Origin of the sequence: Methylobacterium sp. WCS2018Hpa-22 (assembly GCF_031843785.1) — a bacterium.
Classification (GTDB): domain Bacteria; phylum Pseudomonadota; class Alphaproteobacteria; order Rhizobiales; family Beijerinckiaceae; genus Methylobacterium.
Genome location: NZ_JAVTJA010000005.1, coordinates 276,267 through 296,984, shown reverse-complemented (window position 1 = coordinate 296,984; position 20,718 = coordinate 276,267). Strand labels below are relative to the sequence as shown.

General features: G+C 64.9%; 19 protein-coding genes and 2 tRNA genes. 4 read left to right on the top strand and 17 right to left on the bottom strand.

Going from position 1 to position 20,718, the window contains the following annotated elements:
* The first annotated feature begins 2 nt into the window (after nt 1-2).
* Nucleotides 3-78 (top strand) — tRNA-Ala (locus RQI43_RS09405).
* Between the two features lie 130 nt (nt 79-208).
* Nucleotides 209-284 (top strand) — tRNA-Ala (locus tag RQI43_RS09400).
* A 133-nt stretch (nt 285-417) separates the two neighbouring features.
* On the opposite strand, the gene RQI43_RS09395 is transcribed toward RQI43_RS09400, so the two are convergent.
* Nucleotides 418-2,295: a calcium-binding protein gene (locus RQI43_RS09395; protein WP_311274978.1), complete on the bottom strand. Its 1,878-nt coding sequence runs from the start codon at nt 2,293-2,295 to the stop codon at nt 418-420.
* Nucleotides 2,296-2,646: 351 nt separating this feature from the next.
* On the opposite strand from RQI43_RS09395, the gene RQI43_RS09390 reads away from it, so the two are divergent.
* Complete coding sequence (locus RQI43_RS09390) at nt 2,647-3,216, top strand: hypothetical protein (protein WP_311274977.1); 570 nt, start codon at nt 2,647-2,649, stop codon at nt 3,214-3,216.
* Nucleotides 3,217-3,220: 4 nt separating this feature from the next.
* On the opposite strand, the gene rfbA is transcribed toward RQI43_RS09390, so the two are convergent.
* From rfbA to rfbC, 4 genes are all read right to left on the bottom strand, one after another.
* The gene (gene rfbA, locus RQI43_RS09385) at nt 3,221-4,111 is read right to left on the bottom strand and encodes a glucose-1-phosphate thymidylyltransferase RfbA (protein ID WP_056432662.1); all 891 of its coding nucleotides are present in this window, start codon (nt 4,109-4,111) and stop codon (nt 3,221-3,223) included.
* Nucleotides 4,108-5,016, bottom strand: a complete 909-nt coding sequence (gene rfbD, locus RQI43_RS09380; RefSeq protein ID WP_311274976.1) for a dTDP-4-dehydrorhamnose reductase — start codon at nt 5,014-5,016, stop codon at nt 4,108-4,110. The genes rfbA and rfbD overlap by 4 nt, the downstream gene beginning before the upstream one ends.
* Nucleotide 5,017: 1 nt before the next feature.
* Nucleotides 5,018-6,094, bottom strand: a complete 1,077-nt coding sequence (rfbB, locus tag RQI43_RS09375) for a dTDP-glucose 4,6-dehydratase (RefSeq protein ID WP_311274975.1) — start codon at nt 6,092-6,094, stop codon at nt 5,018-5,020.
* Between the two features lie 86 nt (nt 6,095-6,180).
* Nucleotides 6,181-6,732: a dTDP-4-dehydrorhamnose 3,5-epimerase gene (rfbC, locus tag RQI43_RS09370; RefSeq protein ID WP_311274974.1), complete on the bottom strand. Its 552-nt coding sequence runs from the start codon at nt 6,730-6,732 to the stop codon at nt 6,181-6,183.
* A 223-nt stretch (nt 6,733-6,955) separates the two neighbouring features.
* Here rfbC and RQI43_RS09365 point away from each other — a divergent pair, with 223 nt between their 5' ends.
* Nucleotides 6,956-7,336 (top strand): DUF2147 domain-containing protein, encoded by a 381-nt coding sequence (locus tag RQI43_RS09365; RefSeq protein ID WP_311274973.1) that lies wholly within the window; start codon nt 6,956-6,958, stop codon nt 7,334-7,336.
* Here RQI43_RS09365 and alaS read toward each other — a convergent pair.
* From alaS to RQI43_RS09305, 12 genes are all read right to left on the bottom strand, one after another.
* The gene (gene alaS, locus RQI43_RS09360; RefSeq protein ID WP_311274972.1) at nt 7,329-10,007 is read right to left on the bottom strand and encodes an alanine--tRNA ligase; all 2,679 of its coding nucleotides are present in this window, start codon (nt 10,005-10,007) and stop codon (nt 7,329-7,331) included. The two genes, RQI43_RS09365 and alaS, sit on opposite strands and share 8 nt — an antisense overlap.
* A gap of 289 nt (nt 10,008-10,296) precedes the next feature.
* Complete coding sequence (gene recA, locus RQI43_RS09355) at nt 10,297-11,388, bottom strand: recombinase RecA (protein WP_056432636.1); 1,092 nt, start codon at nt 11,386-11,388, stop codon at nt 10,297-10,299.
* A 132-nt stretch (nt 11,389-11,520) separates the two neighbouring features.
* Complete coding sequence (gene cckA, locus RQI43_RS09350; protein ID WP_311274971.1) at nt 11,521-14,190, bottom strand: cell cycle histidine kinase CckA; 2,670 nt, start codon at nt 14,188-14,190, stop codon at nt 11,521-11,523.
* 120 nt (nt 14,191-14,310) lie between these two features.
* On the bottom strand, nt 14,311-15,378 hold the full coding sequence (gene flhB, locus RQI43_RS09345) for a flagellar biosynthesis protein FlhB (protein ID WP_056432630.1): 1,068 nt from the start codon (nt 15,376-15,378) through the stop codon (nt 14,311-14,313).
* Nucleotides 15,379-15,428: 50 nt separating this feature from the next.
* Complete coding sequence (fliR, locus tag RQI43_RS09340; protein WP_056432627.1) at nt 15,429-16,193, bottom strand: flagellar biosynthetic protein FliR; 765 nt, start codon at nt 16,191-16,193, stop codon at nt 15,429-15,431.
* Between the two features lie 31 nt (nt 16,194-16,224).
* Entirely contained in the window at nt 16,225-16,491 is a 267-nt protein-coding gene (gene fliQ, locus RQI43_RS09335; protein WP_027174271.1) for a flagellar biosynthesis protein FliQ, read from the bottom strand.
* Between the two features lie 204 nt (nt 16,492-16,695).
* Nucleotides 16,696-17,013, bottom strand: coding sequence for a flagellar hook-basal body complex protein FliE (fliE, locus tag RQI43_RS09330; RefSeq protein WP_056432623.1), 318 nt, complete (start codon nt 17,011-17,013; stop codon nt 16,696-16,698).
* A gap of 29 nt (nt 17,014-17,042) precedes the next feature.
* Nucleotides 17,043-17,453, bottom strand: coding sequence for a flagellar basal body rod protein FlgC (gene flgC, locus RQI43_RS09325; protein ID WP_056432620.1), 411 nt, complete (start codon nt 17,451-17,453; stop codon nt 17,043-17,045).
* Nucleotides 17,454-17,487: 34 nt separating this feature from the next.
* On the bottom strand, nt 17,488-17,913 hold the full coding sequence (gene flgB / locus RQI43_RS09320; RefSeq protein WP_056432617.1) for a flagellar basal body rod protein FlgB: 426 nt from the start codon (nt 17,911-17,913) through the stop codon (nt 17,488-17,490).
* A 767-nt stretch (nt 17,914-18,680) separates the two neighbouring features.
* Entirely contained in the window at nt 18,681-18,899 is a 219-nt protein-coding gene (locus RQI43_RS09315; protein ID WP_056432614.1) for a hypothetical protein, read from the bottom strand.
* 115 nt (nt 18,900-19,014) lie between these two features.
* Nucleotides 19,015-19,671 (bottom strand): YoaK family protein, encoded by a 657-nt coding sequence (locus RQI43_RS09310; protein ID WP_056432611.1) that lies wholly within the window; start codon nt 19,669-19,671, stop codon nt 19,015-19,017.
* A gap of 630 nt (nt 19,672-20,301) precedes the next feature.
* Entirely contained in the window at nt 20,302-20,601 is a 300-nt protein-coding gene (locus RQI43_RS09305) for a hypothetical protein (RefSeq protein WP_056432608.1), read from the bottom strand.
* Nucleotides 20,602-20,718 lie beyond the last annotated feature (117 nt).

Sequence of the window (20,718 nt, the reverse complement as noted above, 5' to 3'; positions counted from 1 at the left end):
GTGGGGCCTTAGCTCAGCTGGGAGAGCGCTTCCATGGCATGGAAGAGGTCATCGGTTCGATCCCGTTAGGCTCCACCATTTCTTTTCGTCCGAGTCGTCGATGTGGTCGCGAGATGCGGCCTTCGACGAGCCGGAAACAGCAGATCTCGGTGGTGTTCACCGATGATGACGACGATCGTGAGACGATGTCACGATTGTTTCGGAATGTGGGGCCTTAGCTCAGCTGGGAGAGCGCTTCCATGGCATGGAAGAGGTCATCGGTTCGATCCCGTTAGGCTCCACCATTCGCTTTCTTCGATAGTCCGGCCTCATGCGCCGCGAGCGGACGAAGTACGACATCCCTCAAGCTTATCTGGGATATCGGCATACCGGCCGCGCCGTGTAGGACGACGCGCCCGACAGGGATGATACGTCCGTTCAGACGATGTGGAAATCGAGATTGGTGAGCGTGATCGGCTGATCGAGGACGGCGAAGGTCACCGCCAGGGCGCTGCCGCTACCATCCTTGTCGTAGGACACGGTCCCGGTGGTCCGGTCGTAGAGGATGCGGTCGTCGGCATTCACCGCGCCGGTGGACAGGTCCTTGAACGCGGCGGCGGCCAATGTCCCGATGGGCAGTGCCGGCACGATCGTCCGCGCGATCTCGATCGTATCGGCGGTTGCGAAATCCGTGATGTGGTCGAGATTGGCCGCGGTGAAGGCGGTGCTGAAACGGAACGTGTCGCTTCCCGTCCCTCCGGTCAGGATATCCTTACCCAGCATTCCGTCGAGGCGGTCGCCGCCGGCATTGCCCACGAGCGTGTTCGCCACCTTGCTACCGGTCATCGTGTCGGCGAAGACCGATCCGGAAACCGATTCGATCGAGATCAGGCTATCGGTGCCGCCATAGGTGTCGGTGGCCGTGCCGGCACCGAGATCCACGACCGCGCCGTGGGTGGCCCCGGCGAGATCGTCGTTTCGGAAATCGATCGTGTCCAGCCCGGCTCCGCCATCCAGGACGTCGTTGCCGCCTTGCGCCGTGAAGCGGTTCGCCAGCCCGTCGCCGGTCAGACGGTCGGCGGAAGCCGTGCCTACGACTGCCTCGATCCCCGATAGCGTATCGGTATTGCCGAAACCGTCCGTCGCCGTGCCAGTGGCCAGGTTCACGACGACGCCCCGGGTGCCGCCATTATCCACATCCCGGTCGTAGCGGATCTCGTCGAACCCCCTACCGCCGGCGATCGTGTCGTTACCCCCAAGTCCGTAGAAGCCTTCGTAGGCGGCGCTCGCCGCATTGCCGCCTGTCAGCATGTCGGTGAACTGCGTGCCCCGCACGACCTCGATGCTGATGAGCGTATCGCGATAGCCGAACCCATCCGTCGCGATGCCCTTGGCGAGATCGACTGTGACGCCCTGGGCTCCGCCGAAACTCGCATCCCTGTCGTAGCGGACCGCATCGTTGCCGCCGCCGCCGTCGAGCGTGTCGCCGCCGCCGAGGCCGATCAGGCTATCGAAGCTCCGGTCGTTCGAATCGTTACCGTGCAGGGAGTCGGCGTATTGCGTGCCGCGCACGCCTTCGATGTTGCGGAGCGTGTCGGTCGCTCCGAACCCGTCGGTGGCTTTTCCCGCGGCGAGGTCCACGATGACGCCGCGCGTGCCACCGAAATTGACGTCCTTGTCGTAGCGCACCTCGTCGTAGCCCGAGCCACCATCGATGACGTCATTCCCGCCGAGACCGAGGAAAAAGTTGTTCGGGCCGACGGGATCGGTGTCCCCTCCCGAAAGCCGGTCGGCAAATGCGGTGCCCCGCACCGATTCGATGTTACGGAGCGTGTCGACATTCCCGAACCCGTCGATGGCCTTGCCGGTCGTGAGGTTGACGGTGACGCCCTTCTTGCCGCCGAACCCTGCATCCCGATCGTAGCGGGCTTCGTCGAAGCCGCTGCCGCCATCGATGATGTCCGTGCCGGCGAGCCCGTAGAAATACTCTCCCGCGCTGTCCAGGGCTTTATTGCCTCCCGTGAACCGGTCGGCGAGCCGCGATCCCATCGTCGCCTCGATGCCGATCAGCGTATCGGTATTGCCGAACCCGTCGGTGGCCTTGCCGGTGGCGAAATTGACGATGACGCCCTTGATGCCCTTGGCCTCGTAATCATCCATGTAATTGGCGATGTCGAAACCCGCCCCACCGTCGATCACGTCGTTCCCGTCCCGACCCGAGATGATATCATCGCCGGATAGACCGTTGATCGTGTCACTTCGCCCAAGCAGGTTAACGTAGACGTCGGAATTTTGAGTCAGGTTCACCACCGCCATTTGAGTCTCTCTGGTTTGATGAAACTTTGAGTTATAAATTCGTGTCACGATGCGGATCTAGACTGTTATCGAGCGATGAGATCAAATCCACTTAAATAAAACGTGGATCGTCGCCCATGGTGATTTCTGCCGATCGGTGGTGTTCGCAGGTCACGGGCCTCACGCTCATCGGCGCGGGCGGCATGTGACGATCCCACACCAAGGCGCTTCCCGCCCTGAGTAGCAGGCCCTCCCTTCCATCCCGCCAAGGATGCCGAGACGCTGATGAGTTCCTGCGCGCCCGCTTTCCCAGCGGGGACAGGCGCCCGATCATGGCGTGTGTCGGTTTCGGCTGCATGATAGGTCGAAGCCATGACCCTTCCCGCCGGACCGCATGCCCCCCTCGCCTCCTGCTCTACGGAAACGGCCGAGGCGCTGATCGAGACCCTGAGCGCGCGGCTCCTCGGCGGCGACAGCGCGACATCCGTGCTGGAAGGCTGGTGCCGGGAGCGTCGGCTCGCCTCAAGCGCCAATCTGGTGGCGACGCGGGTCGTGGGTCCCGAACGACAGCCGAGCCCTGTGCAGGGTCAAAGGCTCGACCTCTCCGACGGGGAAGTGGTCCGGTACCGGCACGTTCGGCTGAGCTGGGGAGGCCATGTTCTCTCCCAGGCCGAGAACTGGTACGTCCCGGCTCGTCTGACGAGAGAGATGAACCTGCTCCTCGACGAGACCGAGATTCCCTTCGGCCGGGTGGTCCACACCCTGTTCCCCAGACGGCGAAACCTGCGCCTGCTTCGATTATGGCCCCAGGATGCGGGTGTTCCCGGCCCGTCCGAGCAGGTCTTCGCCATCGAGGCGATCCTGTCGGATCGATCCGGACGCCCGATCTGCGAAGTCAGCGAGACCTATACGGGCGCCATCCTGGCAATCGGCGACCCCTAGCCGCTCACTCGTCGAGGCGGGATTCCGGGTCGAGCTTCGACAGTTTTAGCAGGTTCTGGCCGTAGGCGGTCTTGGCGAAGAGTTCGCCGCGCGCGATCAGCTGCGCCTTGTCGATGAAGCCCTGGAGATAGGCGATCTCCTCCAGGCACGCGACCTGCAGGCCTTGCCGGTTCTGCAGCGTGCGCACGAACTCGCCCGCCTCCAGCAGGCTGTCATGCGTCCCCGTATCGAGCCAGGCATAGCCGCGCGACATGCGCTGCACATGGAGTTCGCCGAGATCGAGATAGGCCTGGTTGACGGATGTGATCTCCAATTCGCCGCGCGCCGAGGGCTTCACGGCAGCGGCGATGTCGAGCACACGGTTGTCGTAGAAGTAGAGGCCAGTCACCGCCCAGGGGCTTTCCGGCACCGATGGCTTCTCCACGATGCGCAGCGGCCGCCCCTCGCGGTCGAGCGTGACCACGCCGTAAGCTTCCGGGTGATCCACGTGATAGGCGAAGATCGTCGCGCCGGTCTCGCGTTCGCGCGCCTGTTTCAGCATGGCGCTCATGCCCGAGCCGAAGAACAGATTATCCCCCAGAACCAGGGCGACATCGTCCGAGCCGACAAAGTCGCGACCGATGGTGAAGGCCTGGGCGAGGCCTTCCGGACGGGGCTGGACCGCGTAGCTGAAGGAGAGGCCGAACTGTTCGCCGGTGCCGAACAGGCGCTCGTAATTGCCGAGATGCTCCGGGCTCGAAATGATCAGGATCTCGCGGATGCCGGCGAGCATCAGCACCGAGACCGGATAATAGATCATCGGCTTGTCGTAGACGGGCAGAAGCTGCTTGTTGATCGACAAGGTCGCCGGATGGAGCCGCGTGCCGGACCCGCCGGCGAGAACGATACCCTTCATGATCTGGTCTCTGCTAAGTGAGGCGCGGGGCCGATCAGCCGGTCGAGAATGTCGTCCAGGGCGGCCTGCCAAGGGCGCGGAGTCAGCCCGTAGGCTTTCGTCAGGCTCTCCGTCGACAATTCCGAGTTGGCGGGCCGCCGCGCCGGCGTCGGATAGGCGCTCGTGGGGATGCCGTTGACCGGAACGTTCCGGCCCCCGCGCGCGACCGAACCTGCGACGATGGCTTGCGCGAAACCGTGCCAGGTGGTGGCACCCGCATTGACGAAATGGTGCGTGCCCGTGGGCGCGTCGCTGTCGGCGGCGAGACGCAGGGCGATGTCCGCGAGGGCGTCGGCGAGATCGGCGGCGGAGGTCGGGCAGCCGCGCTGGTCGTTCACGACGTTCAGCGCATCCCGCTCGGCGGCGAGCCGCAGCATCGTCTTCACGAAGTTGCCCCGGTGCGGGCTCACGACCCAGGCCGTGCGCAGGATCGCGTGACGCGGATTGGCGGTGCGGACCGCCATCTCCCCAGCGGCCTTGCTGGCGCCGTAGACGCTCGTCGGGCCGATCGGCGCGTCGGACGTGTAGGCGCCCGAACCGGTGCCGTCGAAGACGTAATCGGTGGAGACGTGGACGAGGGGGATGCCTCGCCGCGCCGTCTCGGCCGCCAAGATGGCGGGAGCCAGGGCGTTGAGGCGCCAGGCCTCCACCACCTCCGACTCGGCCTTGTCCACGGCTGTGTAGGCGGCGGCGTTCACCACCGCCCCGATGGTGCGCTCGGTGAAGATCCGCGCCACGGCCGCAGCGTCCGTGATGTCGAGTTCGGTACGGGTCGGGGCGACGAGCGTCACACCCGCGCCCCAATGCCGGGAGGCCTGCAGCTCGGTGCCGACCTGGCCCGCCCCGCCGAGGATCAGAATATTCATCTCAGGCCTTCGCGGCAGGTGTGCCGAGGCCGAGGCGCTCGCCGGTATAGCGGCCCTCGCGGATCGGACGCCACCAGGCTTCGTTGTCGAGATACCACCGTACGGTCTCCTCGAGCGCGTCCTCGAAGGATTTGGTGGGGGTCCAGCCGATTTCCCGCTCGGCCTTGCCAGGGTCGATGGCGTAGCGCCGGTCATGGCCCGGACGGTCGGCGACGAACGAGATCAGGCGCTCATGCGGGCCATGCTCCGGCCGCAGTCGGTCGAAGGCAGCGCAGAGAGCCTTCACCACCGCAAGGTTGTTGCGCACCGACCGGCCACCGAGAAGGTAGGTCTCCCCTAGCGACCCACGTTCCAGCACCGCGACGAGGCCGCGAGCGTGATCCTCCACGTGGATCCAGTCGCGCTCGTTGAGCCCGTCGCCATAGACCGGTAGCGGACGGCCTTCGAGGGCGTTGAGGATCATCAGGGGGATCAGCTTCTCCGGGAAATGCCGGGGGCCGTAATTGTTCGAGCAGTTCGTGATCAGAACCGGCAGGCCGTAGGTCTCCCCCCAGGCCCGCGCCAGATGGTCGGAGGCGGCCTTGGAAGCCGAATAGGGCGAGCGCGGGTCGTAGCGGCTGTCCTCGGTGAAGAACCCGTCCGGCGGGAGCGAGCCGTAGACCTCGTCGGTGGAGACGTGGAGGAAACGGAATCCCGCCCTCGCCGCGCCGTCGAGGCTTTCCCAATAGGTGCGGGCGCCATCGAGCATCACCTGCGTGCCCACGACATTGGTGCGGATGAAAGCGCCCGGATCGGTGATCGAGCGGTCCACATGGCTCTCGGCGGCGAGATGCATCACCGCGTCGGGCCGGAACTCGGCGTAGAGGGCATGGACGGCGGCGGGATCGCAGATGTCTCCCGTGACGAGCCGGTGACGCGGATTGCGGTCGAGCGACGCCAGCGAGATCGGGTTGGCCGCGTAGGTCAGTGAGTCGAGTGTCGCGACCTCACGGCCGAGATCCTCGACGAGGTGCAGGACCAGCGCCGATCCGATGAAGCCGCATCCGCCCGTGACCAAGATGCGTTGGGGTTTGGCCATGTCGACAAATCCTGGTGGTCGCGCATCAGCGGGCTCGTATCCTGTCGCTGAAGCTGCGGTCGCTGAAATTGTGGAAGGACCGCCGATCAGAAGACCGTGCCCAATTGGGCGAGGGACGGCGCCACCCGGTCCTTGTCGGACAGGATTGCTGCTTCCGCGCTGACCGGCCAGGAGATCGCCAGATCCGGATCGTTCCAGGCGAGATTCCGGTCATGCGCCCGGCTGTAATAGGACGACACCTTGTAGGCGACCATGGTGTCGGGTTCGAGAGTGCAGAACCCGTGGGCGAACCCGACGGGAACGTAAAGCTGCTCCCCCTCGGCCGCGTCGAGCCGGACGGCGACATGCCGGCTATAGGTCTCGGACCCATGCCTCAGATCGACGGCGACATCGAGGATGGACCCGGAAAGCACGCGGACGAGCTTGGCCTGCCCTGCGGGTTCGAGCTGGAAATGCAGGCCGCGCACGGTTCCGGTCTGCGCCGAGAAGGATTGGTTGTCCTGCACGAAGGCGACGTCGATGCCAGCCTCGGCCAGGATGTCCGCCCGGAAGGTCTCCGAAAACCAGCCCCTGTCATCGCCGAAACGATTGGGCACGACCCGTTTCACCGCAGGAATTTCTGTCTCAATCACACGCATCGCTGGATACAACCCTCGCCAGACAGTGCCTGTAGGCGCGTGGACGGCTTTCCTGTCAAGGGATGCCCCAGCCCTCGATCGACTTGCTCCCCCCGTACCGGAGGGGTAACTCCCGCCTCCTTCAGAGCCGGGCCGATCCGACGGCCGCCGTGACCATTCGAGAGCAGAAAGGATCATCATGACGTCGAGGCAAGTCACCTCACGGCCCACCGTTGCGCTTTTGATGGCGCTGGCCATGACCGGGGCGGCCTTCGCCCAGAAGGGCATCGACCCGAGCGGGGTGTGGTTGACGGAGAACGGTGATTCGAAAGTGCGGATCGCACGTTGCGGAAGCGGCTATTGCGGCACGCTCGTCAGCGTTCCCGGTCCGGGGCTGGACTCCAAGAACCCCGATGCGTCGCTGAAATCGCGCAACCTCATCGGGATTCAGATCATGAATGCGGGCACCCCGTCAGGGGACGGCTATGACGGCTCGCTCTACAACCCCAATGACGGCAAGACCTATTCGGGAAGTCTCACGGTGAAGGGGCCGAACGTCGTCGAGGTCGCCGGCTGCGTAATGAGCGTGTTCTGCAAGCGGCAGACCTGGAAACGCGTCAACTGACCGACAGCGCTTCGCGGATTGCGTCGATGGCGGCCTGGGCGCCCGATCCTTCCGGTCCGCCGGCCTGTGCCATGTCGCGGCGACCGCCGCCGCCCTTGCCGCCGAGATGCCCGGCGCCCGCCCTGACGAGGGCGACCGCGTCGTAGCGGTCGGTGAGATCCGCGGTCACCCCGACCACGAGACCGGCTTTTCCATCGGCCGACAGCCCGACCAGAGCGACGATCCCGGAGCCGATACGGCTCTTGCCGGCATCCACCAGGCTCTTGAGGTCGCGGGTCTCCACGCCTTCCACGACCTTGGCCATCACCTTGATTCCGGCGATCTCGGTGACGCCGTCATCGCCCCCCGACGTGCCGCCCATCGCCAGCTTCTTCTTGGCTTCGGACAATTCGCGTTCCAGGCGACGGCGATCCTCGATGAGGGCGCTCAGTCGCTCGGGCACGTCGGCGCTCTGGGACTTCAGCAGGCCTGCGATCTGGCTCAGGGTGCGGCTTTCCTCGGCGCGGTGACGCCGGGCCGTCCCCGCCGTCAGGGCTTCGATCCGGCGTACGCCGGCACCGACCGCGCTCTCGCCGAGCACGGTGATCTGGCCGATCTCGCCCGTACGGGCCGCATGGGTGCCGCCGCAAAGCTCGATGGAGAAGGCCGGGAGCCGGCCCTCCTCGGCGAGTTCACCCTGGTTGTCGACCGGACGCCCCATGGAGACGACGCGAACCTCGTCGCCGTATTTCTCGCCGAACAGCGCGCGGGCGCCGGAGGCGACGGCCTCGTCCTGGGCCATGAGCTTGGTCACCACCGGCGTGTTCTGCAGCAGCACGGCGTTGGCGATGTCCTCGACGGCGCGAAGTTCGGCCTCGTCCAGCGGTTTGGGGTGGCTGAAATCGAAGCGCAGCCGCTCGGGGGAGACGAGGGAGCCCTTCTGGGCCACGTGGTCGCCGAGTACCTGACGCAACGCCTCATGCAACAGATGCGTCGCCGAATGGTTGGCCCGGATGGCCGAGCGTCGGGCATGATCGACGGCAAGCTCGACCGGCTGACCCATGGTGAGCCGACCTTCGTCCACGGTGACGTGGTGAACGAAAAGATCGCCGAGCTTTTTCTCCGTGGCGGTGACGCGCGCCTTGAGGCCGGTGGCAGAGAGTAGGCCGGTATCGCCGACCTGACCGCCGGATTCGGCGTAGAAGGGTGTCTGGTTAACGAGGACGAGGCCGGTCTCGCCCGCCGACAGGCCGTCGACCTCGCTGCCTTCACGCAGGATCGCGGTGATGATGCCTTCGGCGCTCTCGGTCTCGTAGCCGAGGAACTCGCTGGCGCCGACGCGCTCCTTGATGCCGTACCAGACCGTCTCGGTGGCGGATTCCCCGGAGCCGGTCCAGGCTGCTCTCGCCGCTTGGCGCTGGCGCTCCATCGCCTGGCCGAACGCCTCCGTGTCCACGCCGATGCCGCGCGCCTTCAAGGCGTCCTGCGTCAGGTCGAGAGGGAAGCCGTAGGTGTCGTAGAGGGTGAAGGCGGTCTCACCGGACAGGTTCTGGCCCTGAACCAGCGAACGGCTTTCCGAATCGAGGATGGCGAGGCCACGCTCGAGGGTACGGCGGAAGCGGGTCTCCTCAAGGCGGAGGGTTTCCGAGATCAGGCTCTCGGCGCGGGTGAGTTCGGGATAGGCCTGACCCATCTCGCGGACCAGGGTGGGGACCAGGCGGAACATCACTGGCTCGCGTGAGCCGAGGAGTTCGAGGTGGCGCATGGCCCGGCGCATGATGCGGCGCAGGACGTAGCCGCGGCCCTCGTTCGACGGCAGCACACCGTCGGCGATGAGGAACGAGACCGAGCGCAGGTGATCGGCGATGACGCGGTAGGAGGCGACGTTTCCTGCCTCGGGGGGACGGCCGACGGCGTGGCTCACCGAGTCGATCAGCGCCTTGAACAGATCGGTGTCGTAATTGCTGGTGACGCCCTGGAGGATCGCCGCCATGCGCTCCAGCCCCATGCCGGTATCGATGGAGGGGCGTGGCAGAGCGAGGCGGTTGCCCGGCTCGATCTGCTCGTATTGCATGAAGACGAGGTTCCAGAATTCGAGGAACCGGTCGCCATCCTCGTCCGGCGAACCGGGAGGACCACCCTGCAATCCGGGGCCCTGATCGATGAAGATCTCCGAGCAGGGACCGCATGGGCCGGTATCGCCCATCTGCCAGAAATTGTCCGACGTGCCGATGCGGATGATCCGGTCGTCGGAGAAGCCGGCGATCTTGCGCCAGAGCCCGGCCGCATCCTCGTCATCCGCGTAGACGGTGACGAGGAGCCGGTCCTTCGAGAGGCCGAACTCCTTCGTGATCAGGCTCCAGGCCAGTTCGATCGCCTGCGGCTTGAAATAATCGCCGAAGGAGAAATTGCCGAGCATCTCGAAGAAGGTGTGGTGGCGCGCGGTATAGCCGACATTGTCGAGGTCGTTGTGCTTGCCGCCGGCGCGGACGCATTTCTGCGCCGTGGTGGCACGGTTGTAAGGCCGCTTCTCGACGCCGGTGAAGACGTTCTTGAACTGCACCATCCCCGCATTGGTGAACATCAAGGTCGGGTCGTTACGGGGAACGAGGGACGACGACGGCACCACGGCGTGGTCCGCCTTGGCGAAATAGTCGAGAAAGGCCGACCGGATCTCGTTGACGCCGCTCATCGTGAAATGACTCTGTCGTGCGCTTGGGGCGGTCGAGACGACAACCCGAGGCTTCTTCGTGGCTTGCGCCCTCATAAGGAGGCCGGACCGTCGAGTCACGCCCGCTCCGCGATCGTGCGTTCCTGTTTCTTAACGCTGCACCCTTCGAACGCTCGGCGGCGCTCGTCTCTGGACTTGGCGATCGACCAAAGAGCGAGCATCGGGCCGATTCGCACCGATAGGATAGTCCGAACATGAAAGAGGCCGCCGCGATGGTCCGCGACGGCCTCTTTCATGACTTACGAGGCGATCAGGCCTCGCCTTCGTCCAGATCGTCCGCCGTGGGCTTGGCGGTCTCGAGGATCTTGTCGGCCAGCAATCCCGAATTCTGCCGGATCGCGGCTTCGATCTTGTTGGCGATATCCGGATTGTCGCGCAGGAACCCCTTCGAGTTCTCGCGGCCCTGGCCGAGGCGCTGGCTCGCATAGGAGAACCAGGCGCCGGACTTCTCCACGATCCCGGCCTTCACCCCGAGGTCGATCAACTCACCGACCTTCGAGACGCCCTCGCCGAACATGATGTCGAACTCGACCTGCTTGAAGGGCGGCGCGACCTTGTTCTTGACGACCTTGACGCGAACCTGGTTGCCGATGGCCTCGTCACGATCCTTGAGGGTCGAGATACGGCGGATGTCGAGACGCACCGACGCGTAGAACTTCAGTGCGTTGCCGCCCGTGGTCGTCTCCGGGCTGCCATACATGACGCCGATCTTCATCCGGATCTGGTTGATGAAGATGACCATGCATTTCGAGCGCGAAATCGAGCCCGTGAGCTTGCGCAGGGCCTGGCTCATCAGGCGGGCCTGAAGGCCGGGCTGGCTGTCGCCCATCTCGCCCTCGATCTCGGCGCGGGGCGTGAGCGCCGCCACCGAATCGACCACGAGCACGTCGATAGCGCCCGAGCGCACCAGGGTGTCGGTGATCTCCAGGGCCTGCTCGCCGGTATCGGGCTGCGAGATCAGGAGATCGTCGAGCTGCACGCCGAGCTTGCGCGCATAGACCGGATCGAGAGCGTGCTCCGCATCCACGAAGGCGCAGACGCCGCCCTTCTTCTGGGCCTCGGCGATGGTGTGAAGGGCAAGGGTGGTCTTGCCTGATGATTCGGGGCCGTAGATCTCGATCACCCGGCCACGCGGCAAGCCGCCGACGCCGAGCGCGATGTCGAGGCCGAGCGAACCGGTGGAGACGGTCTCGACCTCCGCCACCTTATCGTTCTTGCCGAGTCGCATGATCGAGCCCTTGCCGAAAGCACGCTCGATCTGGGACAGCGCGGCATCGATCGCCTTCGCCTTGTCCTTGTCCACCATCGGGGAATCCACAACTTTCAGCGCGGGCTGAGCCATTCGTCGGCATCCTTATGCATGGGGAGAGCTCAAGGCTCAATGTGCCTCGGATGCGAATGATGTACTTGTTTTGTTCTCTTTTTGCAAGGTGCCGGGTGCCGATTTCACATCATTCGGCGGGAGAACGTCGCCCTAACGGGCGATCGTCTCCTTCACCGTTTCCACGAGCTGCTTGAGGCTGAAGGGCTTGGGCAGGAAGTTGAAATCCTCGCCGTCGGGCAGGTTCTTGCGGAACGCGTCCTCGGCATAGCCGGAGACGAAGATGACCTTCAGATCAGGACGGTGCTTGCGCAGTTCGCGTAGCAGCGTCGGGCCGTCCATCTCCGGCATCACCACGTCGGAGACGACGAGGTCGATGGTTTGGTCGACATCGCTGATGAGGGCCAGGGCGTCGAGGCCCGAGGCCGCTTCCAGCACCGTGTAGCCCCGTGCCGACAGGGCCCGGCTGTTGACCGCACGGACCGGGTCCTCGTCCTCCACCAGCAGGATCACGCCCTGCCCGGTATGATCGGGCGAGGGTTTGCGCGGGGCAGATTGTCCGCCACTGCCGGGCTTTTCGAGGTCACGCGCTCCCCTGAGCCGGCTGGCGGCGATCTCCGCGTTGCTCTGCGGGGCAACGGCGACGGCGATTTCCGGAACGGGCTCGGCCGCAGGCTCGTGACGCGGCAGGTAGATCCGGAAGGCGGTGCCGCTGCCAACGGTCGATTGCACGTCGATGGTGCCGCCGCTCTGCTTGATGATGCCGAAGACAGTGGACAGGCCGAGGCCGGTCCCCTTGCCGATATCCTTCGTGGTGAAGAAGGGCTCGAAGATCTTCTCCATCACGTCGGGCGGGATGCCCTCGCCGGTATCGAGCACCTCGATCAGGACATGGTCGCCCGCCGGTGCGCCGGGTTGGCGCTCGTTGGTCTCTCGGCCTTCGAGGATGTTGGCGGTGCGGATGAGCAGCTGGCCGCCATTCGGCATCGCGTCGCGAGCATTGACCGCGAGATTGACGATGACCTGCTCGAACTGGTTCACGTCGGCCTTGATCGGCCAGATGTCGCGCCCGTGCTTCAGGTCGAGATCGACACGCTCGCCGAGCAGGCGCTTCAGCAGCAGCGTCAGGTCGGACAGGGCTTCGCCGACATTCATCACTTCCGGGCGCAGGGTCTGACGCCGCGAGAAGGCCAGCAGCTGCCGCACCAGGCTCGCGGCCCGGTTGGCGTTCTGCTTGATCTGCATGATGTCCTGGAAGGCCGGATCGGTCGGCCTGTGGCTGGCCAGCAGAAGGTCGGAATAGCCGATGATGGCCTGGAGGACGTTGTTGAAGTCGTGCGCGATGCCGCCGGCGAGCTGGCCCACCGTGTCCATCTTCTGGGTCTGGGCGATCTGCTGTTCGAGCTGGCGCTGCGCCGTGGTGTCGAGGGCATAGAGGATCACGCGCTCGCGGTCGGCCGGCGTGGCCGCATCCGCTGCCGCCGAGGTGTCGCCGCCGGCCGGGCTGAGCCAAACTCGCGCGGAACGGTTTCCCGGCCCCGCCAGCGCCACCTCGATCGGTTGTACCTCCACGGTCCCGTCGGCGGCCTTCACCAGGGCACCCTCGAGGACGGCCCGGTCGCGGTCGAGCAGGGCTTCCCACATCGTCGGCTCGGTCCCAAGCTCGCCACGCCCATCCGGCACGGCCTGGCGTGGGGTGCCGCCGAACAACCGGGCGAAGGACGCGTTGGCGCGGGCGATGCGCCCGGTCCGGTCGAGGGTCGCGATGGCGATGGGGCTGTTGTTGAGGAAGCGGGCGAGCCGCACCTCGGCGGCGCGTTGCGGCTCGTCGCTCTCGGCCCCGGCCGAGCGGTTGAGCACGAAGGTGCGCGACGGGCCCGGCTTGCCGTCCTGGCCGAAGGCGACGCGATGGTAGAGCCGGGTCGGCAACGGCTGGCCGTTGCGGCGCCGCAGGTCGAGGTCGAACCGGTCGGTGCGAACCTCGCCGGGCAATCCCTCGGTGGCGGTGAGCACGTCGGCGCTGGGTGCGATATCGGGCAAGCGCAGGCCGCCGGACCCCACGGTCGCCAGGTCGTAGCCGAGCCAGAAGGCCAACGTCGCGTTCATGTAGACGATGGAGCCTGCCGGATCGATGGACAGGAAGCCGGCCGGCGCATGGTCCAGATAATCGATCGCGTGCTGAAGCTCCTGGAAGACGTTCTCCTGGCGCTCGCGCTCGTGCGTAATGTCGGTGACCGTCCACAGGGTCGCCGGGAGTCTCGGCCTCTCCACCGCGCGCACGGCGATGCGGAACCAGGCGAAGGCGCGCTCGGTCTCGCCCTGAGGCGGGGGCGCCATGCGGATTTCCTCCACGTGGCCGCGCCCGTCATGGGCTGCCTGGGCGAGGCGGTAGACCGCCTCCGACACGTCGGGCGAGCCGACGAAGACGCGCTCCACCGGCCTCAGGTTGGAGAAGGTCTCCCCGCCCGAAATACGGAGATAGGCTTCGTTGGCGTAGATCAGCCGACCGCCATCCTCCACCACGATGGCGCCTTCGGGCGACGCGTCGACGATAGCCTTGGTGATGTCGTCGCGCCCGGTCTGTCCCGAGAGCTGGAGTGCGCCGATCGCCAGGGCGAACAGGCAGAACACGCCCGCCATGGCCAGCAGCGCGAGGAGTCCGAGGATCAGCGGCTGCGCCTGTTCGTTCGCGACGAAGGACAAGCCTACCGCCGCGCCCACGAGAAGTCCGGCGAGAACGAGGAGCAGTCCGACCCGCCCAGGCCTCTCCGACCGGTCGATGGCGCTCGACACCGGTTTCGTTGGTCCGCTCACCTCAGCCATTTCGGCGCCATTCCACCCTCGACCGATCCCGGTTAGCGCCCGGGCCGCGTCGGCAGCAAGGGTATCCTCAGGACGTCACGGACCAGTCTCGTCAAAAAAGGTGCATAAAGCGTGGCGTTTTCACGCCGCGCGGCGCTTCAGCCGCATGACGAAGCCGATCACCTCGGCCACCGCGCGGTAATGTTCGGCCGGAATCTCGGAATCGATCTCCACCGTGGCATGGAGCGCCCGGGCCAGCGGCGGGTTCTCCATGATGGGAACATCGTGCTCCTTGGCCACGGCCCGGATGCGCAGCGCCAGGGAATCGACGCCTTTGGCAACGCAGATCGGAGCCGCCATCCCGGCTTCGTAGCGCAGGGCGACGGCGTAGTGGGTGGGGTTGGTGACGATGACCGTGGCGGTCGGGACGTCGGCCATCATGCGCTTGTTGCCCCGCGACGCGCGGATCTGCCTCATCCGGCCCTTCACTTCCGGATTGCCCTCGCTCTCCTTGTGCTCCTGTTTCATCTCCTCCTTGGTCATGCGCAGCTTCGAGCGCCAGCGGAAGCGCTGATAGAAGGCGTCGCCCATGGCGATGACCACGAACATGGCGAGCATACCGCCGAGAAGCTTGAGGGCGATGCCCAGGATGGCAGGCAGCATCGCCGCGGGGTCGAGCCGGGCGAAGACCTCGAGCCGATCGCGCTCGTTCCACAGGATGGTGCTGGCGACGACCCCCACCAGCATCAGCTTGGCCAAGCCCTTGATGAACTGGACCATGGCCTCCACGCCGAAGATGCGTTTGACGCCGGCCATCGGTGAGATGCGATCGAATTTCGGCATCAGGGCATCGGTGGAGAAGACCAGGGGGTGCTGGACCAAACCGCCGGCGAGGCCTGCAATGACCACGAGGCTGACGGGAATCATGAGCGCCTGGCCGCAGATCAGCAGCATCCGCATCCCCATCTCGGTATAGGCGGTGGGGTCGGAGGGGACCTGATGCGCGTTCATCAGAAAGGCGCGCAAGCTGACGAGCAGGTCCTTGGCGATCGTTCCCGATGCCAGCAGCAGCGCCATCATGAAGGCGGACAGGATGAAGAAGGTGTTGACCTCGATGCTGTTGGCGACGTTGCCCTGCTCGATCGCTTTCTCGATGCGCCGCTGAGTCGGCTCTTCTGTCTTGTCTTCCTGATCGCTGTCGTCGGACATGGCTCAGCGCTCCCCTGTCCGCTGTCTCACAGGTCCTTTCGACACTGCCGTCACCGCCCGGTCAACTCGCCGAGATAGCGGCCGATGTCGTCGAGGAAGACACCCATCATGATGCCGAGGCTGCCGAACAGGATCAGCATGCCGATGAGGACGGAGGCCGGCACGGCGATGAAGAAGACCTGCATCTGCGGCATCAGGCGCGAGAGCACACCGAGCCCGACATTGAACAGGATGCCGAACGCGATGAACGGCGCCGAGATCTGGACCGCCAAGAGGAAGCCCCGCGCCATCGCCCGAAGGGCGAGCTGGGCCGCCTCCCCCATGGCCAGCACGCCGCCGGGCGGCAGCATCACGTAACTTCGCCCGATGGCGTCGAGAGCCACGTGGTGCAGATCCGTGGCGAGGATGAGGGTGATGCCGAGCATCATCAGGAAATTGCCGAGCGCCGCCTGTTGGCCGCCCTGCGTCGGGTCCACGGTCATCGCGTAGGACAGGCCCAATTGCTGCGAGACGATGACGCCCGTGGTCTGCAATGCGGCCAGCACCATGCGGACGGTGAGGCCGAGGACGAGCCCGATCAGCAATTCGCCGATAAGAAGCGAGATCAATCCGGGGGCCGCGAGGGTGGCGCCCTGCATCGGCAGGAGCGGGCGCACCATCGGGAACAGGATCAGCGAGACCAGCAATGCGAAGGCGAGGCGGATGCGCGGCGAGACGGATTGTTCGCCGAGCCCCGGCAGCAGCATCATCAGCGTGCCGATGCGCGCGAAGGTGAGCAGGTAGGCCGCCGCGATGCCGGGCAGGAGCAGGTTCATGATCCTGCATAGCAGCGCCCGGCCCGGCGCGTCATCCGCCGGATACGATGCGGGCGGCGATGCGGGTCATGTAGCCGGCAAGTGCATCGCCCATGAAGGGCAGCATGAAGAGAAGCGCTGCGAAGACCGCGACGATCTTGGGCACGTAGATGAGCGTCTGTTCCTGGATCTGCGTCAGCGCCTGGAGCAGCGAGACCACGAGACCGACGACCAAGGCGACGATCATCAGCGGTCCTGCGACCTTGAGAAAGACGAAGATCCCGTCCCGGGAGACGTCGAGGATGGCAAGGCCGGTCATGGAAGTGAGCTCGCGGATTGTTTCGGGGCGGCGGCGATGTCGGCCGGCATCTCGTCTGCGCCCTCATCCTGAGGTGCCGGAGCGGAGGCCTGGAAGGAGGGCTCCAGTTCGCTCGCCGGGCTCTGGAGGGCTCCTTCGAGGCCCGCTGACGCGGGCACTTCAGGATGAGGAGGCGGGCAGGAAGGCAAAGAAAAGCGGTGGCGACTAGATCTGCATCCGCATGATTTCCTCATAGGCGGAGATCACGCGGTCCCGGACGGCGACCAGGGTCTGGAGTGCCGTCTCGCTCTCCGCCACGGCGGTCACCACATCGACGACGTTGGCCTTGCCGCCCGCTACCGCCAGGGTTTGCGCATCGGCCTTGGCGCCGCTCTCGCCGATCTTGTCCAGGGCCGAGGAAAGAAGCGACGTGAAGCCGCCATCCGCTGCAGAAGTCGGGGCGATCTTGGGCGCGCCGCCCTTCATGCCGCCGATATTCTGGACGGCGGCGTAGGCTCCTGCGGCGAAGGCGTTGGTCGGCATGGCGGCGGACTTTCGGAGGGAGAGGAGCGTCAGGCCTTGAGGATGGCGAGGGTGGCGTTGATCATCTTGCGGGTCGCGGTGACCATGTTCAGATTGGCCTCGTAGGAGCGCTGTGCCTCGCGCATGTCCATGTTCTCGATCAGCCCGTTGACGTTGGGCATCCGCACTTCACCGCGCGCATCGGCGCTGGGATTGCCGGGATCGTATTTGGTGCGGAACGGAGAGGGATCGCGCCTGACCCGCCCGGCCTCCAGCATCGACGCGCCGGTCTCCCGGTCGATGTGCTGGGTGAAGGTCGGGATCTTGCGCCGGTAGGGTTCGGCGCCGACCGCGCTCGGGGCCGAATCCGCATTGGCGATGTTTTCGGCGATGATCCGCATCCGGCCCGACTGGGCCTTGAGACCGGATGCGGCGATGGTCAGGGATTTGAGGAAGTCCACGGCAGGTTCTCCGCAAGCTCAGAGGGCGGGACGATCAGCGCTTGCCGATGGCGATCTTCAGTTTGTCGAGGCTCTTCTGGTACATCGTCGCGGCGAATTGATATTCGGCCTGGTTGTCACCCGCCTTCATCATCTCCTCCTCCAGGTTCACTCCGTTCCCGCTCGGCCTGATCTCGAAGCCATTGAACCGGCGGGGATCGGCACCCGGTCCTTCGGGACCGCCGTTCAGGGCGATGTGGGCCGGGCTGGTGACCGCGAGGCCCGAGTTGCCGCCCATGGAGCCTGCCGGCTGAGCGAGGTCGCCGGCTCCGTTGCCGAAGCGCGGGCTCGCGAGATCACGCGGTTTGAAGCCCGGCATGTCGGCGTTGGCGACGTTCTCCGAGAGCAGCTTCTGGCGCGTCTGGTGCCATTGCATCCGGGTGCGGAGCATGGACAGGATGGGAAGGTCGGTGACGGACACGGTGCTCGAAGCCCCTCGGCGCCGCCGGAATCTCCCGGAGCGCTGGGCAAAATCTGCCGCCTCCATGGTTAATGTTCGGTTAAGAACATTCCTGGACGCGACCGGCGTTCGGGGCGGAAATTTTGTGTTAACGAAGTCTTAAGGAAGAATGCCTGACCAAAGGCTGACCGGGATATCGGCTCCCGCACGCGCCGCCCAATCAAACCGAGTTAGCAGATAGCTTCGATACGGCCTGATGTGCCGTTCGTAAAACGATGACGGGTCTGTTTTCGCTCCTCCTTCAGCACATGGCTGAGCTTTACCAGGACCATCGGACATCCCCCGCCTCTGCGGAGCGGATTATGCCAGATGGCCAGACGGAGGCTGATAATATAAATTTACATTTTTACTGATTAACAGGCTGGCTGGATTTCGTTTGCGCCCTTAGGGTTCTTGTTTCGGCTGGGCATAGTGTATTCGCTGATCAACAGATTTAGTCTCTCCGTTCAGGCGAGGACGAAGAGCGCCATTTCGCAATGAAATAAATGGCAGCCATAATCAGCAGAATCGGGATGCTAAACCATAGCCATCCCATATCCGGGTAATGGCTGCCCGCTGGGCTGGGGGCCGGTTGGGTCCGACCCGCTTCGGTATGTGGTTGGTCTACGGATTGTGCGAGTGAAGCAGTCGTAGTCACCACCCATATTGCTGGGGTAAGTCGTCTCGCCTTGGACATGACGGATCACTTTCACGCTGACAGTTGCGAGGACGCGACAGCCGGACGCTGATCAGGGGGTCGGTACGGCTTCATCCTGCTCGACCGCGTTGGTTATCTCGTCTCCCGTCATCCATTGCACCCCTGCGGGAGAATGAATGGCATGCGCGAATAAACCCATTTGAAGTTTCGTTTTGGCGGCTGCCAGGGCCTTCTCGGAGCTTTCATGCTCCTCGTGGTTCCATTGCCCGCCGGCTCGGTTGGTGCTGTCGCCCCATTGCAAGATCCACATCGCGTGCTCCTTCTTTGAGGATCAATCCTGCAATACCCCCGGCTGGTTCCGCGTACGGTGTCGGACAGTGATGGGTCGGCAATCAGATTGACCTTCGGCCTCTCTCAGCCGTCCTTCAGGCTCGAACCCGATGCGTCCTTGCGAAGAGCGCGGCCAGAGCCGCGAGGCAGGCCGTCAATCCCGCCGGGAAGATCAAGGCGAAGATACCGATCGCGCTGTAGACGGCGGCACCGCCAATGGCTCCGATCAGCAGGGCCAACCAAACTGCGGCATCACCAATCCAGCCCAGCGGCGGTCCCGTCTTCGTGAAGGCAGCGGCGATCTTTTGACCCAGGCTGAACAGCGCCCCAGTGATGAACGTCGTTCCCGCTCGGAAGCCCTGCACCGAGCCGAGAACCGCGTTCTGTGCGCCCATGGCGAGAGCCAGGAAGAACGACACCAGACCTAAATCAGGCAGTTGCAGCCCGAGGGCGAACGCCCCGAAGACCAGGATGGCCTCGTAGGTCAAAACGATCGTCGTCTTCCAAGGCGCGGGCGTGACGATCGACAGGCCGCTGGCAATGGTCGACCCGAGCAGGAACGTGGCGATCAGGACTGCCGGTTTTACGATGCCGTCCACCGCACCGTGAGAGATCGACACCCCCATCTGTGTGGTGTTGCCACTCATGAACGATGTGTAGAGCCCGGTGAGCTGAATGAACCCGATGGCATCGATGTAGCCCGCCAGCCCGGTGAGCAGCAGGCCGAAGGTAAGTTGCGACGGTCGGTTCAAGATCCCGCTCTTTGATACGCCCACACAGTTCGCGACGCTGCCGGTCTACCTTGCCGTCCTGACGGCGTCTGGCGCAAGAGCCGAATGGGTGCGGCTCCCGACACGTTAGAACAGGTCGCCGGGTGATGGGCCGGCTGGACTTTTGAAGGACGCCATGGCCGGCCGAGAGGTCATGCGTGTTCCTTAGCGGGAATACGACGCTGCTCATTGGATGAATGGTGACGGGAGCGCGAGGCGAAAGGGAACACTGACCGCCGCCGGCTCCCGTAACGGTGGCCGACGTGCCGCCGTTCCTGCAGGTGCTGCGCGCGCGGCAGTCGACGTGATGAAGGAGTTTCGTGGCCTCGCCCCCGGCAGACCGAGGTCACTAACCGGATCGCAAAGACCGTCCGGGTCATCCGTGACCAGCGGGGGCCTGACAGCGAGTTACTGACCGCAATCGTGTGAGAGCGAGCAATCGAGAACCGAATGCACAGACACGACGCACATGTTCAGCGCGCCCTTAAAGCCTACTGGACCCGACGCTGCGCATCGCAACGTTCGGTCGTCCCGAGAGCGCGACATTGCCCCGCCCGGTGAAAACCGGAGCGGGGTTTCCTTAACGCGTCTTGGCGCAGCGGTGTCTGCTGATCAGTAGCCGCGATAAACCGGGCGACCGTAGGGCCGGTAGTAGGGGCGGGCGTAAGGCCTCGCATAGCCAGGGCCATAGAAGCGGCGCGGGCCGTGATTGATGGAGCCGTTGCCGCGGCAGCGCCCGGTGAAGCGGTCAGGGTAATAGCCGAGGCCGCAATATCCCGCCGCCTTGGTCACAAGACCGTCCTCCAACGCGCCCGCAGCCGGTGCAGCGGCGAATGGGGCTGCCTGTGCGGCACTGCCGAAGCCAATGGCGCTGGCCACGATTGCAATCGCAGAGAGCATTTTGAACGTCATCGTTTTCCTCCAAATCCAACCTTAGGCTGGGCATTTCGATGAGCCCAAGCCGTCGCTCCAAGGAACCTATACGCCAACTCGATGAATGCGGCATGAGGACCAGTCACCCTTCACCAG

Bases quoted from the DNA above. Each gene is read 5' to 3' on its own strand.
- RQI43_RS09395 (WP_311274978.1), bottom strand. From the start codon at position 2,295: ATGGCGGTGGTGAACCTGACTCAAAATTCCGACGTCTACGTTAACCTG.
- RQI43_RS09390 (WP_311274977.1), top strand. From the start codon at position 2,647: ATGACCCTTCCCGCCGGACCGCATGCCCCCCTCGCCTCCTGCTCTACG.
- rfbA (WP_056432662.1), bottom strand. From the start codon at position 4,111: ATGAAGGGTATCGTTCTCGCCGGCGGGTCCGGCACGCGGCTCCATCCG.
- rfbD (WP_311274976.1), bottom strand. From the start codon at position 5,016: ATGAATATTCTGATCCTCGGCGGGGCGGGCCAGGTCGGCACCGAGCTG.
- rfbB (WP_311274975.1), bottom strand. From the start codon at position 6,094: ATGGCCAAACCCCAACGCATCTTGGTCACGGGCGGATGCGGCTTCATC.
- rfbC (WP_311274974.1), bottom strand. From the start codon at position 6,732: ATGCGTGTGATTGAGACAGAAATTCCTGCGGTGAAACGGGTCGTGCCC.
- RQI43_RS09365 (WP_311274973.1), top strand. From the start codon at position 6,956: ATGGCGCTGGCCATGACCGGGGCGGCCTTCGCCCAGAAGGGCATCGAC.
- alaS (WP_311274972.1), bottom strand. From the start codon at position 10,007: ATGAGCGGCGTCAACGAGATCCGGTCGGCCTTTCTCGACTATTTCGCC.
- recA (WP_056432636.1), bottom strand. From the start codon at position 11,388: ATGGCTCAGCCCGCGCTGAAAGTTGTGGATTCCCCGATGGTGGACAAG.
- cckA (WP_311274971.1), bottom strand. From the start codon at position 14,190: ATGGCTGAGGTGAGCGGACCAACGAAACCGGTGTCGAGCGCCATCGAC.
- flhB (WP_056432630.1), bottom strand. From the start codon at position 15,378: ATGTCCGACGACAGCGATCAGGAAGACAAGACAGAAGAGCCGACTCAG.
- fliR (WP_056432627.1), bottom strand. From the start codon at position 16,193: ATGAACCTGCTCCTGCCCGGCATCGCGGCGGCCTACCTGCTCACCTTC.
- fliQ (WP_027174271.1), bottom strand. From the start codon at position 16,491: ATGACCGGCCTTGCCATCCTCGACGTCTCCCGGGACGGGATCTTCGTC.
- fliE (WP_056432623.1), bottom strand. From the start codon at position 17,013: ATGCCGACCAACGCCTTCGCCGCAGGAGCCTACGCCGCCGTCCAGAAT.
- RQI43_RS09315 (WP_056432614.1), bottom strand. From the start codon at position 18,899: ATGTGGATCTTGCAATGGGGCGACAGCACCAACCGAGCCGGCGGGCAA.
- RQI43_RS09305 (WP_056432608.1), bottom strand. From the start codon at position 20,601: ATGACGTTCAAAATGCTCTCTGCGATTGCAATCGTGGCCAGCGCCATT.